Below are 14,720 nucleotides of genomic sequence, written 5' to 3'. Positions count from 1 at the left end.
TATCTGTTAATGCGTCTCTAAGCAATCCGTTTAGAGGAGAAGCGGTATCCAGTTCCGCGGACAGTTTGAATCAGGGAGTCGTGAGTGTTGCCAATGGCTTTGCGCAGTCGACGAATATGTACGTCAACCGTGCGTTCTTCAACATAGACATTGCCGCCCCACACTTGATCCAGTAATTGTGCTCGAGAATAGGCGCGCTCCTGATGCGTCATCAAGAACTTGAGCAGCCTGTACTCCGTTGGACCCATTTCAAGTGGTTTATTGCCGATGCTAACGCGTTGGCTAATTGGGTCCAAAAGCAGTCCGTCTACCTCGATTGGCTCGTCGACACCTTGTGGCGTTGCGCGGCGCAATACGGCTTTTAAACGCGCAACTAATTCTCTAGGGGAGAAGGGTTTAGTGATGTAATCGTCTGCACCAACTTCCAGTCCCTGAATTTTGTTGTCTTCCTCGCTTTTCGCTGTCAGCATAATCACAGGAATTTCTGCTGTTGTGCTGTCTTTTTTAAGGCGGCGAGTCAATTCAATACCACTGCCTCCAGGCATCATCCAGTCGACAAGAATCAAGTCAGGACGGTGATCGACTATGATCTCATGTCCATGCTGTGCATTCTCGGCTTCTAGGTATTCGTAGCCAGCCATTTCTAGCGCTACAGCAATCATTTCTCTAATGGGTGCTTCGTCGTCAATGATTAGTACTTTCTTACCGGTCACGGGATTTATCCTCATCTCAGGAACGGTGAATATTTAAACGAGTAAATGTGACAGTTACATTAAAATGTCACAACTATGCCATAATTAAGACACGAATAGACGTAAAAAGAACATGGTTTTAGACTATATAGCTTAAAACCAACCCAATAAAGACCGTATAGCCCACTCGATTGTTATCTAAAAATGAACGAAAGCAAGCTTGGCGATCTCTGTGTTGTCCTTGTTTATATTGCTTAAAGAACCAAAAAACACAAACCGCGAGGCCGATAAAATAGGGCCAGTTTAAGTGGGATGTAATCCCGATCCAAGTTAATAATGACAAGGTTAAACCTTGCAGAACAAGGATCACAAAGAGATCGTATTGACCAAATAAAATAGCAGTGGATTTTACGCCAATCTTCAAGTCATCCGGTCGGTCTGTGATGGCGTAGTAGGTATCGTACGCGACCGTCCAGAAGACATTGGCGACGAACAACATCCACAGCTGCACATCAAATAAACTGCCGCCTTGAGCGCTGTAGGCCATTGGAATTGCCCACGAAAATGCCAGACCTAAAAACACTTGAGGCAGGTGGGTATAGCGCTTCATAAATGGGTACAGTGCCGCTAAGAATAGACCCACGAAAGAAAGCGCAATGGTTTGTAGATCAGTAAACAATACGAGGATAAAACTGAGTACGGCTAAAACAGCAAAAAGCAGCAGTGCTTCTTTCTCACCAACGCGGCCCGATGGGAGTGGACGGTTTTTCGTTCGCTCTACATGCCCATCCACTTTTCTATCTGCGTAGTCGTTAATGACACAGCCTGCGGAGCGCATACTAAACACACCTAATACGAAAATCAGTATTAAGTGCCATTCAGGCCAACCGTTCGCCGCAAGCCATAATGCCCAAAGCGTTGGCCACATAAGCAAAAAAGAGCCAATGGGTCGGTTAAAGCGAGTGAGGTCGGCGTAATCAGAGAGTTTACTCATGGAGTTATACGAGCCCTAGTTGTCATAGTCGGATGCGAACGACCTTATTCAATCGTATTTTATTTAGCAATGATAGCGCGCGATGGTGCTACTCACTGCGACGCTACAGCTGGCCTATGGTAGGGTAAAATGCTTCATTAACCAAGATACCCGGACCATAGCCATAGAAAATAGACCGCCTTGCCCATAAACTCTCTTCCGTGTTTTGCATTAATCCAGCGGGAAGCTGAGTAACTTCGATAGGACTGCGTGAAAGTTGCTTATTCTTGAAAAGGTAGCCACCAAGTGGCTTATCTGCGAGCTTAGACAGACAGCGCCAATGGCCTCGTAACGAGCGTAAAGGAATAATTGAGCGACCATAAATAACAACGTGGTGGTTGCAGTAAAGTAACACGGTACGGATTCTCGCTTGCTCACGAGCGTGTAAGTTGAGTCGGTTACGCTCTCTCTGTGTTGGTAAGCCAATGTAATCGCTAATGACCTCCACCTTAAATGACCCTGCTTGTTGCAGCTTTGCCGTCAACGAGTCTGGCGTACTCACCCAAGGAAGAATGTTACTGGGAATCTGTTGTCGATTGACGCAGCTTAGTGCGTGCCATTCGTAGTCAAATTGTCGGGCAGCGTTTTTATTGAGTAACGTCATGTCTTGCCGTGTATTAAATTTACCATGTCTCTAAGGTCTTTGGAGGCGCTTAAGACCTGCTGGCGACATTGTAACGCGGTTTCTTCGTTTAACCCTAACTGATCCAGTAAATGCTCGCTTATAGGCAGTTGATCCAATAAACGATTTGCCACATAAAGAAGGTTAGCTAAGAGTTTATGCTCTCCTTGATAGCCTTCGTCTTTGCAATAGCGAACGGCGCCGTAAATATCGGCCGGAATGTTCCAGTGTTTTAGCAACCAGGCGCCTAACTGTTCCTTTGTAAAATGCAACACCTGCATCTCAACAACGTTGCTAGGCAAATGTGCATTTGCCTCTAAATTTCGAGACAAAATAGAAAAATGAGGCGGTAAAATAACACTGATCGCCAGATAGCCAAAATTGTGCAGCAAGCCTGCCAGATAAGCATGACCAAGCCGAGGTTTTGGGTGATCTGAGGAGATTGATTTCACCAGAGACTCCATCAGAGCCGCATGTGAAACGGCACTGAACCAAAAGTCGTCGTAGTGTTTAGGACCATCTTTTGGTAGCTCAAACACCCCACCCATTGATAACCCTAGAGAAAGATTCATCACCATATCAAACCCCAGTACACGGATAATGGCGTCTTCAATTGATTCAACAGGATCTGATCCACCGTAGTAAGGCGACGATGCCCAGCTAATCACCTGAGCAGACAAACTTGGGTCTAGATTAACGATTTGACAAAGTTGTTCTGAACTTGCATTGGGGTCGGCACTTAGCTGAATAATATGTGTGCTGGAGTTAGATAATGGTGGGATTTCCAACGTTTCTTCAAGCCGCTGTTTTAGGCGAATAGATTGGAAACGACCCAATGCCGTTTGCATTTGTTTTTCGTCTTCATTCATACCCGCAGCAGGGTAGTGTAGCGCTTCGCCTGCGTAGGTGATGTTTTCAATATACGAGAGTTTACCTTCTAGTTTCTCGGCAAGTTGTTGACCGCTCATTGCCTTTAGAGACAGGTCGCTTTTACTGTGAAATGAGACGGACTCTTCTTTAAGCAATGCTTTATCGATGAAAGTGGGGGTTTTATTTGCGTCCAGTAATGTATCGCCCTCAATTGGTAAACGTGACCAAGGAGTCAGCCGTCTTTTTGTGAGGCGTGAGAGCGTTGTGAGGTCTAAGACACTGTCTTGACCAAAAATGGCTTGAACTTTACCGCTATTGTCCGCGAGATGAATAACGCGTACATGCGTTGGTGTTGGGTCCATCTCTGTTTGTGCCATAGTCAAATTAGCGCATCCTTCTTTGATCTATTGAATTCTCTAATAACTATAGGCTATAAAAAAAGGCCCCAACAGGGGCCTTTATCAAAAGAATGTAAATTCTTTTATATTTTAGTGGTTTAGGATCTGGCTTAAGAACAGCTGAGTACGATCGTGTTGTGGGTTTTCGAAGAATTCATGTGGTGTATTTGCTTCCACAATTTCCCCAGCATCCATAAATACGACTCGGTCGGCAACAGTCTTAGCAAAGCCCATTTCGTGCGTTACACACACCATCGTCATGCCTTCGTCTGCTAACTGAACCATTACGTCCAATACTTCTTTGATCATTTCTGGATCAAGTGCAGATGTTGGTTCATCAAAAAGCATAATGCGAGGCTTCATACATAGGCCACGAGCGATCGCTACACGTTGTTGTTGTCCACCGGATAGCTGACCTGGATATTTACCTGCTTGGTTCGCGATTTTAACTCGCTCAAGGTAATGCATCGCCATCTCTTCAGCTTCTTTCTTAGGCATTTTACGTACCCAGATCGGAGCCAATGTCAGGTTTTCAAGAATCGTCAAATGTGGGAACAAGTTAAAGTGCTGAAACACCATGCCCACATCTTTACGGATTGCCTCGATGTTTTTCAGGTTGTCGTTCATCTCAATACCGTCAACAAGGATTGAACCTTTTTGGTGTTCCTCTAGACGGTTGATGCAGCGAGTCATTGTTGATTTACCTGAACCTGACGGCCCACACACAACAATACGTTCGCCTTTACGGATACTAAAATTAATATTCTTTAGAACGTGGAAGTCACCGTACCACTTATTCACGTCGCTAAATTCAATAATTGCTTCTTCGCCCGGCTCAAGTTGGGCAAGTGCCATGTTGTTATCAGTCATCTTTTTAAAGCCTCAAAATCTATATTATTTCCGCTTGTGTCCGGTATCTAACTTACGCTCAACCGCCATACTGTAGCGGGACATACCGAAGCAGATAATCCAATAAACAAAGCCTGCGAAGGCATAACCTTCGATTGTTGTACCTAACCAGTTAGCATCGTGGTTTGCTGCTTGGATTCGGCCCAGTAGATCGAACATACCAACGATGTAAACCAGAGTCGTATCTTTGAACAAACCGATAAAGGTATTCACGATACCTGGAATAACCAGTTTCAATGCTTGTGGCAAGATGACCAAACACATTGATTGCCAGTAGGTGAGTCCCATTGCATCTGCGGCTTCGTACTGACCTTTAGGTATTGCCTGAAGGCCACCACGAATAACCTCCGCCATATAAGCAGCAGAGAACAATGTAATACCAATGAGTACACGAAGTAATTTGTTGAAGTTCAAGCCTTCTGGCAAGAACAATGGAATCATAACGGATGCCATAAACAAAATCGTGATCAATGGAACAGCACGAATGGTTTCGATGAATACAACACATACTGATTTAACAATCGGCATGTTAGAACGACGACCCAATGCTAGAAGCACACCAAGAGGGAAAGAGGCAACAATACCGACAACCCCAAGTAAGGTTGTTAGGAACAGTCCGCCCCAGTTTGATGTTTCAACTGTCTCAAGGCCGAACATGCCGCCAGAGAACAATATAAAAGCAACAATTGGGTACACCACGATAATTGCAATTGACAAGAAAAGCTTGTTAACCGCTTTTATCGCAAACATACCAACAAGCACAATGAGTAAGATCAATGCGAGGTTGATGCGCCAGTACTCAGTTTCAGGGTACAGGCCGTACATAAATTGCTCAAAGTACGCCCCGATGAAAGCCCAACATGCGCCGCCTGCTGTACACGCTGCTTTGGAAGATCCTTCCCACGTTGCATCAAGAAATCCCCACTGTAAAACAGGTGGGATCATCAAATACAGAACATATACGCTGAACAAAGTCAGAGCAATATTCAAAGGAGAAGAGAAAAAGTTTGCTCGAACCCAAGCTACCGGACCTACCGAATCAGACGGTGGTGGGAGGCTTGGAGATGGTTTAAATTCGATCGCCATGATAATAGCCTCCTTAACGTTCTACTAAAGACATACGTTTGTTGTACCAGTTCATAAAGAGCGAGATAGATAAGCTCAAAGAACCGTAAACAAGCATACATAAGCCAATGGTTTCGATTGCTTGACCCGTTTGGTTCAGGGTCGTACCCATAACAACTGCAACCAGTTCAGGGTAGGCAATCGCTGCACCTAAAGAAGAGTTTTTCGCTAGGTTTAGATATTGGCTAGTAAGAGGGGGAATGATAACGCGTAACGCTTGAGGTAATACGATAAGGCGCTGAGTTTTGCCGTCTGGTAAACCTAATGAGCGTGATGCTTCGGTTTGTCCCCAGTTTACAGATAAGATGCCTGCACGTACGATCTCTGCAATAAAAGAACCCGTGTATGTAGACAGTGCAATAAGCACCGCGACAAATTCAGGTACTAATACCATGCCACCCGTCACATTGAAGCGACTTTTAGACGGTAGATCGAATTCAACAGGGAAACCGGTAACAACAAAAGCAAGTAAGGTGACACCAATAATGGTACCAAAAGAGGCCCAATAGGCAGGGAACCAATTACCTGTCGCTTTTTGACGCGCTTTGGCCCAGCGAACAATAAAAAATGCACCCACGATAGAAAGCAAGAAGGCTGCTAATACAAAGCCAGAACCGTCTTGGAACTGTGGGTTTGGTGAGTAGATGCCGCGTTTGTTGATAAAGAAATCACCGAACACAATACTATTGCGAGGGTGTGGCATGGCAGCCAAAACGGCAAAGTACCAGAAGAACATTTGCAGCAATAATGGAATATTACGCAATGTCTCAATGTAAACAGTTGCTAGTCTTGCAACCAGCCAGTTGTTGGACAGGCGTGCGAGGCCCATTATGACGCCGATAACGGTCGCTAAAATAATACCGAGCAAAGAGATTACAAACGTATTGATAAGGGCTACAGCAAATGCTCGGCCGTATGTATCTGCTTCAGTATATTCAATTAGGTGGATCAGGACTGGGAAGCCCGCTGGTTCATTCAAAAATGAGAAACCAGTAGATATCCCGCGTGTTTCAAGGTTAGCTTGTAGATTGCTGAATAAATAATATCCAACAAAGACGACTACAGCCAACAGAACGGCTTGAAAGATTAGGGCGCGATTGCCCGCGTCATTCAAGAAGCTCGTATTCGTATTAGTATTTTCGCTCATCTTGGTTCAGGCAGTGATATGCTCGTCAGATGTGTTTCAGAAACAAGACTGGCGCAGAGCACTTAAGAGGTGAATCCATGCTGGATATTTTACTAAAGTGGCTGCGCCAGTATATAGGTAGACTTAAAGGGTATTAACGAACTGGTGGAGCGTACATTACGCCGCCTTCAGTCCATAGGTTGTTAATACCGCGAGGTAGACCTACAGGAGTGTTTGGACCAACGTTGTTTTCAAATACTTCGCCGTAGTTACCTACTTCAGCGATGATATCGTATGCCCAATCAGCACCAAGACCTAGAGACTCACCCATGTTACCTTCAGCGCCTAGAAGACGACGGATCGCAGGGTCTTTAGATTCAGCTTTGATTTTCGCAACGTTTTTAGAAGAAATACCCATTTCTTCAGCGTTAACTTGTACGAACATTGCCCAAGTTACGATGTCTTTCCATTGGTTGTCGCCGTGACGAACAACAGGACCTAGAGGCTCTTTAGAGATTGTTTCTGGAAGGATAACGTGTGCACTTGGATCAGCAAGTTTTGAACGGTGTGCTGCTAGACCAGATTTATCAGTCGTGAAAACATCACAACGACCAGAAGCGTATGCTGCTAGTGCTTCGTCTGCTTTTTGAACGATAACAGGAACGTAAGACAAACCGTGCTTACGGAAGAAGTCCGCCATGTTTAGCTCAGTTGTTGTACCTTGCTCAGTACAAACAGTTGCACCGTCAAGTTCCATCGCAGAAGTAACACCTAGGTCGTTACGAACCATGAAACCCTGACCGTCATAGAAGTTTACCGCAGTAAAATCTAGACCCAGCGCAGTATCACGCGTGTAAGTCCAAGTCGTGTTACGAGATAGCATGTCGATCTCGCCAGACTGAAGTGCAGTGAAACGTTCTTTCGCTGATAGAGGTGTGAATTTAACAGCTTGAGCATCACCAAATACTGCAGCAGCAGCAGCGCGACAAGCGTCAACATCGATACCAGACCAGTTACCTGCTTCATCAGCGTTTGAGAAACCAGGAACACCTTGGCTCACACCACACTGAATGAAGCCTTTAGATTTTACGTCGTCTAAAGTTGCTGCACCAGCAGTTGCGCTTACTGTCGCTGCGATTGCAGCAGTGGTAAGGATTTTACTCATATTCGATTTCATTTAAGAGCCTCCCAGGCGTTTCTTTTGTATATATTATCTTTTTTAGCAAAAACGGCTTTTACAACCTTGTGAGCTTGTTAAGCAAATTGTTTGCCAAAATTAGAGTTATTGTTTTTTTGTATATTTTCCAGTGGAATCTTCTATGAGATCCTCACTTCACTTTATAGAACGACTTTTTGTAGGCTAGAGTCAAGAGGAAAGTGTAAAAAAATTAGGGGAAGTTTCGACTTTTTTGCACATTCTTTTTCTTAAAGTCTACTAAAAGTTTTTCTTTGATAGTTTTTATATATTAGTTATTTGCTCTCCTATGCTTGTTATATATTGGTGCATGAAACGTTAGTTTAGTAGAAAAAAAGTGCCTCATTACGACTTTTTTGCCTTTTTTTGGTGCTGAGGTTTGTTTTTGTTCGATATTGGTGCGGAGGTATGTTTAAAACCTTGTTTTATTTAAGGTAATGGGTTTTCTGTTTTCAGACTCGCTCATGTTAGACTTACTCTCTCAAAGAATAAGAAAACAAAAGTTCAAAGGTCCGAATCTATATTAATGTTATATAGATCATAATTTAAGGAGCCCCGTGATTAATGGAAACTTCCGCGAAGCCTCTAGATAGGCTAGACAAGAAGATCCTACGAGAACTTCAAATTAATGGTCGTCTTTCTAATGTTGAACTCGCTAGCCGCGTTGGGCTAAGTGCGACGCCTTGCCTTGAAAGGGTAAGACGTTTAGAACGTAATGGTTATATCACAGGCTATTGCGCACTGGTTGACCCCAAAAAGGTTGACGCAGGTTTATTGGTGTTTGTTGAGATTCGTCTTAAAACCACCTCTCCTGAAGGCTTTCTTGAATTCAAAGAGTCAGTCTCGGAAATACCAGAAGTACTGGAATGTCACCTTATCGCTGGTGATTTTGAATATTTATTAAAAGCACGAGTGTCCAATATGGACGCCTATCGAAGGTTGTTAGGCGAGACGTTGCTAACGTTGCCGCATGTGCGTGAATCTCGTACTTATGTTGCGATGGAAGAAGTAAAGAATACAACGGTTGTTAAGATTCCCTAATTTTATGGGAATGTGAAGAACGACCCTTCTATATCAGTGTTAGGGTTGTAGGTTAAGTGGAAAGGTACGATTATTAGCCGTAATCTTCGTACCTTTCACTGTTCTAGCTCTATTTTATCCGCACATTTTTATTTTGTACTAACTTCCTTTCAGCGCTTTTTTAATTCTTTCCAGTAATTTAGGCCCCACTCCCTTAACGTCTAGTAGCTCTTTCCATTTTTTGAAGGGACGATTTTGAACAATTTCTTTTGCTACTTTTTTGGAGAGCCCCTTCACTTCAAGGATGTCATCGGTTGAGCAGTGATTGATGAGTGTTACCTCAGGTGAATCCGTACGCTTTTCTTTTTTCTTGTTTGCTTTCAGGCCCTTCTCGGGTTTGACGGAGTCCGAGGTCTCTGTTGAGATGGTTTCACACGGGGGAATGTCCGTGTTTGTCGTGTTTGAGCTTGCTGGGCCGATGTCTGATGTTTTTTCAGATGGAAGCGGTTTTGGTACTTCTTTTTTGAGAGGAAGCTCAATGACGTTTTCAATCGTTGTTGGCTGAAAGTCGATGTGCATTGGGATTGGGAAATTAACTTGATCGCAGAGCACATAACCTGCTCCATCCCACTCGCGAATTTCTAGGCTGATGTCCCAAGTGCCCGCAGAGGGTGCGGTATAAATGAGATCATAAAGACAATTTTCTAAATAGTGTTGGCCATTTATTTGTCCAATTGTCGTTGAAGCGAGCAGACAGGATTGATCGTCACGGTGCTGATGTTGACGATACGCTCGCAGCTGTATGGAAACAGTGCCGCTGAGGTTGTTTAATTCTCTGTGGCTACTGACACGCTCTATATTAATTAGAACTCGGTCTTTTCCCTGTTTGTACCCGCACTGACCTTCTAACTGCAGCTTCATCAGTGCTCGACTATCATCGTTTAAAGGGGTGGAAAGTGTATTCAATTTGGAATCCTCAATTACATTGTTGTTCTACCAAATGCATCAAGAAAGCTAAGAGGGTGACTCGCGGCTTCCGTAGGTGCGACGTCTGACTGCACAGGACATATAGTAGCCTGAAAGCGTGACAAAGGGGTTAAATTTTAACCTATATTTGAAGTTTAGAAGGACGCAAAACGCTTCTTTTTGAGGTGTTATACATTTAAATATTGGCTTTGATTAGGAAGCCAACGCTGCAACAGTGGCGAGACGTGTTGAGGGTAGGATTGATAAAGAAGCAGTGCTGCGGATTGAACATCCGTGAGCAGTCCTTTATCTCTTTGTAGGTCGGCGACTTTGAACTCCAGCAAACCAGTTTGGCGTGTGCCTAGTAGCTCGCCTGGGCCACGCAGCTCAAGGTCTTTCTCGGCAATCTTAAAGCCATCAGTATGCTCTCGCATGGTGCTGAGTCGTTCTTTGCCTTGTTGCCCCAGAGGCGCTTTGTACAACAGCACACAATGGCTGGCAGTGGTGCCACGACCCACGCGGCCACGTAACTGATGGAGTTGCGCTAGACCTAAGCGTTCAGGGTTTTCAATGACCATCAGGCTGGAGTTAGGTACATCAACGCCCACTTCGATGACGGTAGTAGCGACCAATAAATCAATCTCGCCCGCTTTGAAAAGCGCCATAATATCGGCTTTTTCCTGTGCTTTCAGACGCCCGTGAACCAAGCCTACCTTTAGGTTGGTCAGTTGCTCCTGAAGCAGTAATGCCGTGTCTTCTGCGGCTTGACACTGCAAGGCTTCGGACTCTTCGATTAGGGTACATACCCAGTATGCTTGACGGCCTTCTGTGCAGGCGTTGCGAACTCTATCGATCACTTCGGGGCGTCTTTGGTCAGACACGACAATTGTATTGATGGGCGTTCGACCGGGTGGTAACTCATCTATGATAGAGCAATCTAAATCCGCATACGCTGACATGGCGAGTGTTCTTGGAATAGGCGTTGCGGTCATGATGAGTTGATGCGGTTGGAAGCCAGCTTGTAAGCCTTTTTCACGAAGCGCCATTCTCTGGTGTACGCCGAATCGATGTTGCTCATCAATGATTGCCAGCGCAAGATTATGAAACGTGACTGTATCTTGAAAAAGCGCATGCGTGCCGACGACGATTTTTGCCTCGCCCGATTTAATCTTTAAAAGCTCTGCGTCACGCTGTTTGCCTTTGAGTTTGCCAATCATCCAAGCGATGGGCACATCAAGCGGCTCGAACCAATTTTTGAAATTCAGATAATGTTGCTCCGCCAGTATTTCGGTGGGTGCCATAATCGCAACTTGATAACCTTTTTGAACCACGGCGGCAGCCGTCATACCTGCAACCAGTGTTTTGCCTGAGCCCACATCGCCCTGAACAAGTCTCAGCATCGGGTGGCCGCTGCTCATATCTGCAAGTACCTCTGAGAAGACGCGACTTTGAGCTCCGGTGGGTGAAAACGGCAGTTGATCGAGTAACTGTTGAGTCAAGTTACCGGCTTCCGTCACCGCGATGGCTTTATCTTCTTTGGCTTTAATACGTTTACCTATGAGTGATAATTGGTGCGCTAGTAGCTCTTCGAAGGACAGGCGATACTGAGCGGGATGAGCACCTGCTTTAAGTTGAGCGAGGTTTACGCCTTTATCTGGGTGGTGTAGAAACTGAATCGCTTCTGCAAGAGCGGGCAGGCTAAATTGATTTAAGATTGCATCGGGAAGCCATTCTTGCAGGTTGAAAGGTGTTAAGCGCTCCAGAGCCTGTTCGCACAAACCGCGAATTTTGTTTTGCGTTAAACCATCGGTTAGCGGATAGATTGGCGTTAGCTGTTGTTGCCCACTGAGCGTATCGTCTTCTTCGATTGAACTGTACTCTGGGTGGTACATCTCAAACCCTGTACTGCCACGACGGATCTCGCCAAAGCAGCGTACTTTCTCGCTGTTTTCGAGCTGCTTTTTTTGGGCAGCGGAAAAGTGAAAAAAGCGCAAGCTGAGGGTGCCAGTCATATCTTTGACGCGACAAATTAGGCTACGACGTTTGCCCATTTTGATCTCGCAACCAATCACCTTGCCTTCGATGACGGCTTCGTCGCCGAATCGAAGTTGCCCAATTGGGACGACGGTTGTGCGATCTTGATACCGAATCGGCAGATGAAACAGTAAATCCTGAACCGTGTGCAAATGGAGTTTAGCGAGCTTATCCGCCATCGCACCGCCGACGCCTTTAAGCTCCTTGATATCTTGTGTGTCTAATCCTGTCTGCATCTTATTTTCAGTGTATGGCTGTTTACTGTTCTCGTTTTTTGGAAAGCTCAGTTCAGGCTTTTTTCGCCTAAGGGCTCGTATGCGCTAGTTTTTACTATTCAAGTTCCAGTTGTTTGCAGGCTTCTCGAATGGATTGGCTCACCGACTCAATCGCTTTAGGTCGTGGGAAGCTTGCACGCCATGCGAGTGCAACCGTACGTTTAGGTACCGGATTGGCAAAGGGGCGCACTTCTAGCGTTTCATGGTCTATGTTGGTTGCCGCGGACTTTGGCAGTACGGTGACACCGAGTCCAGAAGACACCATGTAGCGAATGGTTTCCAAAGAGCTGCCGTTCACAATGGTTCTACCTTCGCCAAACTGATCTTCGTTTATCATAGGGCAGGCTTCGAGCACTTGGTCACTGAAGCAATGTCCCTTACCCAGTAAGAGTAAGTTGTCGGTGGACAATTGTTCTGTCTTAATTTTATCCAGCTTGGCCCAAGCGTGATTCTTTGGCATAAGAACCACAAACTCTTCTTCGTAGATGGGTTGTGTCACGACATCAGGCTCTTTAAATGGCAGAGCGATCACAATCGCGTCTAAATCCCCATTGCGCAATTTCGGACGTAGGTTTTCTGTTAAATCCTCCTCAATAAGCAAAGGCATGCCTTCGGTAATCTTATTAAGGTGCGGGATCATATAAGGCAACAGGTAAGGTGCGATGGTAAAAATAGCACCAATTTTCAATGGGCCTTTTAATTGGTTCTGACCGGACGATGCAAGTTCTTTAATCGTATTAGCTTGTTCGAGTACGCGCTTAGCTTGCTCAATGATTTGCTCGCCCAGTGGGGTGATATAAACAGAGCTTTTACTGCGTTCGAAGATCGCTGCTCCCAGCTCTTCTTCAAGTTTTTTCACCGCCACACTCAACGTAGGTTGCGATACATAGCAACGGTCTGCAGCTCGGCCAAAATGCTTCTCTTCTGCTAGCATTACGATGTACTTGAGTTCGGTTAACGTCATGGGAGCTACCTTTCTTATCATTGTTAATAGCTATGATAATACATATTTTGATAAAGTGTGCGAGAGTATTCCTATTCAATTTTTGCGCGAAGAGAATAAAAATGGTTATTACACGGGTTTTGGTCGCAGGTTGCGGTGATATCGGCGCGTCAATCGCAACGAATTGGGCGGAAAAAGGGGCGCATGTTTCTGCTGTGCGCAGAACAGGAACGGACTTCCCAGAAGGGGTGTCTGGCATTACGGCAGACCTAACAAACATATCGCCGTCGCAGTTACCTGATGTTGATCTGATTTATCTTATCATGACGCCGCAGGGGCGAACGGAACAAGCGTATCGGAGTGCGTATGTGGATACGGCTAAAGCGCTTGAATCTCGTTATGCAAAAGAGGATCAGAAGAGCACACCAAAACTAATTTTTGTTTCCAGCACCAGCGTTTATGGAGAAAATCAGGGAGAGTGGATAGACGAATCTTCTATCGCAAAACCACAAAAAGACACGGCCAAATGCCTTTTACAAGCCGAACAAATATTGTCGGACGCCTTTGGTGCCTGCTCTGCAAGGTGCTCAGGGATTTATGGCCCTGGCCGCTATCGACTTATCGAGAAAGTAAAATCAGCAACCGAATGGGGCATAAACAGCTGGACCAATCGAATTCATCGAGATGATGTCGTGTCAGGGTTAATGTTGTTGGGTGAACGCCTACTTGATGGCGCGGCTCAAGAAAACAAAACCTCACCGCTCCCCCATATCATTCTGACAGACGACACACCTGTTTCTATGTGGGAGGTGAAGCTCTGGATTGCGTCACGCATCGGAGCGACTGTGAATGCGGGTGATGGGTGTGATTTTATCCCTCAGTCAGGTAAGAGGATTCAGGCAAATTATTTGAAGGAATGTGGCTGGATGTTAACGTACCCGAGCTATGTGTTGGGTTACGAGCAACTGCTGTTGGAAAAAGGGGAAGTGGTAAGGTAAACAGGAGGCGAGCTTTCTGTGTGAAAGCAGACTCTTCGTCATACGTGGTTTAATCAGGTACGAATACGCATTAACGAAGAGTCTAGGGTCTTATATTGTTTTAGAAGATTAGTCTTCTAAAACAACGATGCCTTCAATTTCAACAGCAACGTCTTTAGGCAATGCGCGAACACCTAACGCCGCACGAGCTGGGTAAGGCTGTTCGAAGAACTGAGTCATTACTTCGTTTACTTTCGCGAAGTTGCCTAAGTCCGTCATGTAGATGTTCAACTTAACGATGTCTTTCAGTGTTCCGCCAGCGGCTTCACATACGGCTTGAATGTTTTTGAAGACTTGAGCAGTTTGTTCTTCCACACCACCTTCAACAATTTCCATTGTTTCTGGTACGAGAGGAATTTGGCCAGATAGGTAAATAGTGTTTCCTGCTTGAACGGCTTGAGAGTATGGGCCGATAGCTGCAGGTGCATTTTCTGTGTGAATTACTTTTTTAGCCATGATTTTTAATCATCCTTTT

At 45.2% G+C, this 14,720-nt stretch carries 14 protein-coding genes; 2 read left to right on the top strand and 12 right to left on the bottom strand.

Features of this window, described 5'->3' with window-relative positions; translation table 11 throughout:
* Nucleotides 1–17 precede the first annotated feature (17 nt).
* From phoB to MARME_RS20775, 8 genes are all read right to left on the bottom strand, one after another.
* A complete protein-coding gene (gene phoB / locus MARME_RS20810; protein ID WP_013663244.1) occupies nt 18–713 on the bottom strand; it encodes a phosphate regulon transcriptional regulator PhoB in 696 nt (231 codons plus the stop codon).
* A gap of 118 nt (nt 714–831) precedes the next feature.
* Nucleotides 832–1,686, bottom strand: a complete 855-nt coding sequence (gene ubiA / locus MARME_RS20805; RefSeq protein ID WP_013663243.1) for a 4-hydroxybenzoate octaprenyltransferase — start codon at nt 1,684–1,686, stop codon at nt 832–834.
* A 103-nt stretch (nt 1,687–1,789) separates the two neighbouring features.
* The gene (locus MARME_RS20800) at nt 1,790–2,329 is read right to left on the bottom strand and encodes a chorismate--pyruvate lyase family protein (protein ID WP_013663242.1); all 540 of its coding nucleotides are present in this window, start codon (nt 2,327–2,329) and stop codon (nt 1,790–1,792) included.
* Nucleotides 2,326–3,594, bottom strand: coding sequence for an HDOD domain-containing protein (locus MARME_RS20795; protein WP_013663241.1), 1,269 nt, complete (start codon nt 3,592–3,594; stop codon nt 2,326–2,328). The genes MARME_RS20800 and MARME_RS20795 overlap by 4 nt, the downstream gene beginning before the upstream one ends.
* A gap of 111 nt (nt 3,595–3,705) precedes the next feature.
* The gene (locus MARME_RS20790; protein ID WP_013663240.1) at nt 3,706–4,485 is read right to left on the bottom strand and encodes an amino acid ABC transporter ATP-binding protein; all 780 of its coding nucleotides are present in this window, start codon (nt 4,483–4,485) and stop codon (nt 3,706–3,708) included.
* A gap of 24 nt (nt 4,486–4,509) precedes the next feature.
* Nucleotides 4,510–5,610, bottom strand: coding sequence for an amino acid ABC transporter permease (locus MARME_RS20785; protein ID WP_013663239.1), 1,101 nt, complete (start codon nt 5,608–5,610; stop codon nt 4,510–4,512).
* A 13-nt stretch (nt 5,611–5,623) separates the two neighbouring features.
* Nucleotides 5,624–6,796, bottom strand: a complete 1,173-nt coding sequence (locus tag MARME_RS20780; RefSeq protein WP_013663238.1) for an amino acid ABC transporter permease — start codon at nt 6,794–6,796, stop codon at nt 5,624–5,626.
* Between the two features lie 133 nt (nt 6,797–6,929).
* Nucleotides 6,930–7,952: an amino acid ABC transporter substrate-binding protein gene (locus tag MARME_RS20775; RefSeq protein WP_013663237.1), complete on the bottom strand. Its 1,023-nt coding sequence runs from the start codon at nt 7,950–7,952 to the stop codon at nt 6,930–6,932.
* Between the two features lie 582 nt (nt 7,953–8,534).
* Here MARME_RS20775 and MARME_RS20770 point away from each other — a divergent pair.
* A complete protein-coding gene (locus MARME_RS20770; RefSeq protein ID WP_013663236.1) occupies nt 8,535–9,011 on the top strand; it encodes an Lrp/AsnC ligand binding domain-containing protein in 477 nt (158 codons plus the stop codon).
* Between the two features lie 138 nt (nt 9,012–9,149).
* Here the strand turns inward: MARME_RS20770 and MARME_RS20765 are convergent, their stop codons facing one another.
* From MARME_RS20765 to MARME_RS20755, 3 genes are all read right to left on the bottom strand, one after another.
* The gene (locus MARME_RS20765) at nt 9,150–9,956 is read right to left on the bottom strand and encodes a ComEA family DNA-binding protein (RefSeq protein ID WP_013663235.1); all 807 of its coding nucleotides are present in this window, start codon (nt 9,954–9,956) and stop codon (nt 9,150–9,152) included.
* A gap of 188 nt (nt 9,957–10,144) precedes the next feature.
* Complete coding sequence (gene recG, locus MARME_RS20760) at nt 10,145–12,277, bottom strand: ATP-dependent DNA helicase RecG (protein WP_223295066.1); 2,133 nt, start codon at nt 12,275–12,277, stop codon at nt 10,145–10,147.
* Between the two features lie 43 nt (nt 12,278–12,320).
* Complete coding sequence (locus tag MARME_RS20755; protein WP_013663233.1) at nt 12,321–13,229, bottom strand: hydrogen peroxide-inducible genes activator; 909 nt, start codon at nt 13,227–13,229, stop codon at nt 12,321–12,323.
* A gap of 101 nt (nt 13,230–13,330) precedes the next feature.
* Here MARME_RS20755 and MARME_RS20750 point away from each other — a divergent pair, with 101 nt between their 5' ends.
* Nucleotides 13,331–14,206 carry an NAD-dependent epimerase/dehydratase family protein gene (locus MARME_RS20750; RefSeq protein WP_013663232.1) on the top strand — a complete coding sequence of 292 codons (876 nt, stop codon included), beginning with the start codon at nt 13,331–13,333 and terminating at the stop codon, nt 14,204–14,206.
* A 108-nt stretch (nt 14,207–14,314) separates the two neighbouring features.
* On the opposite strand, the gene MARME_RS20745 is transcribed toward MARME_RS20750, so the two are convergent.
* A complete protein-coding gene (locus tag MARME_RS20745) occupies nt 14,315–14,701 on the bottom strand; it encodes a RidA family protein (protein ID WP_013663231.1) in 387 nt (128 codons plus the stop codon).
* Nucleotides 14,702–14,720: the final 19 nt, after the last annotated feature.

This window comes from Marinomonas mediterranea MMB-1, from assembly GCF_000192865.1.
Classification (GTDB): Bacteria; Pseudomonadota; Gammaproteobacteria; order Pseudomonadales; family Marinomonadaceae; genus Marinomonas; species Marinomonas mediterranea.
This window is presented reverse-complemented; position numbering and strand designations above follow the sequence as displayed.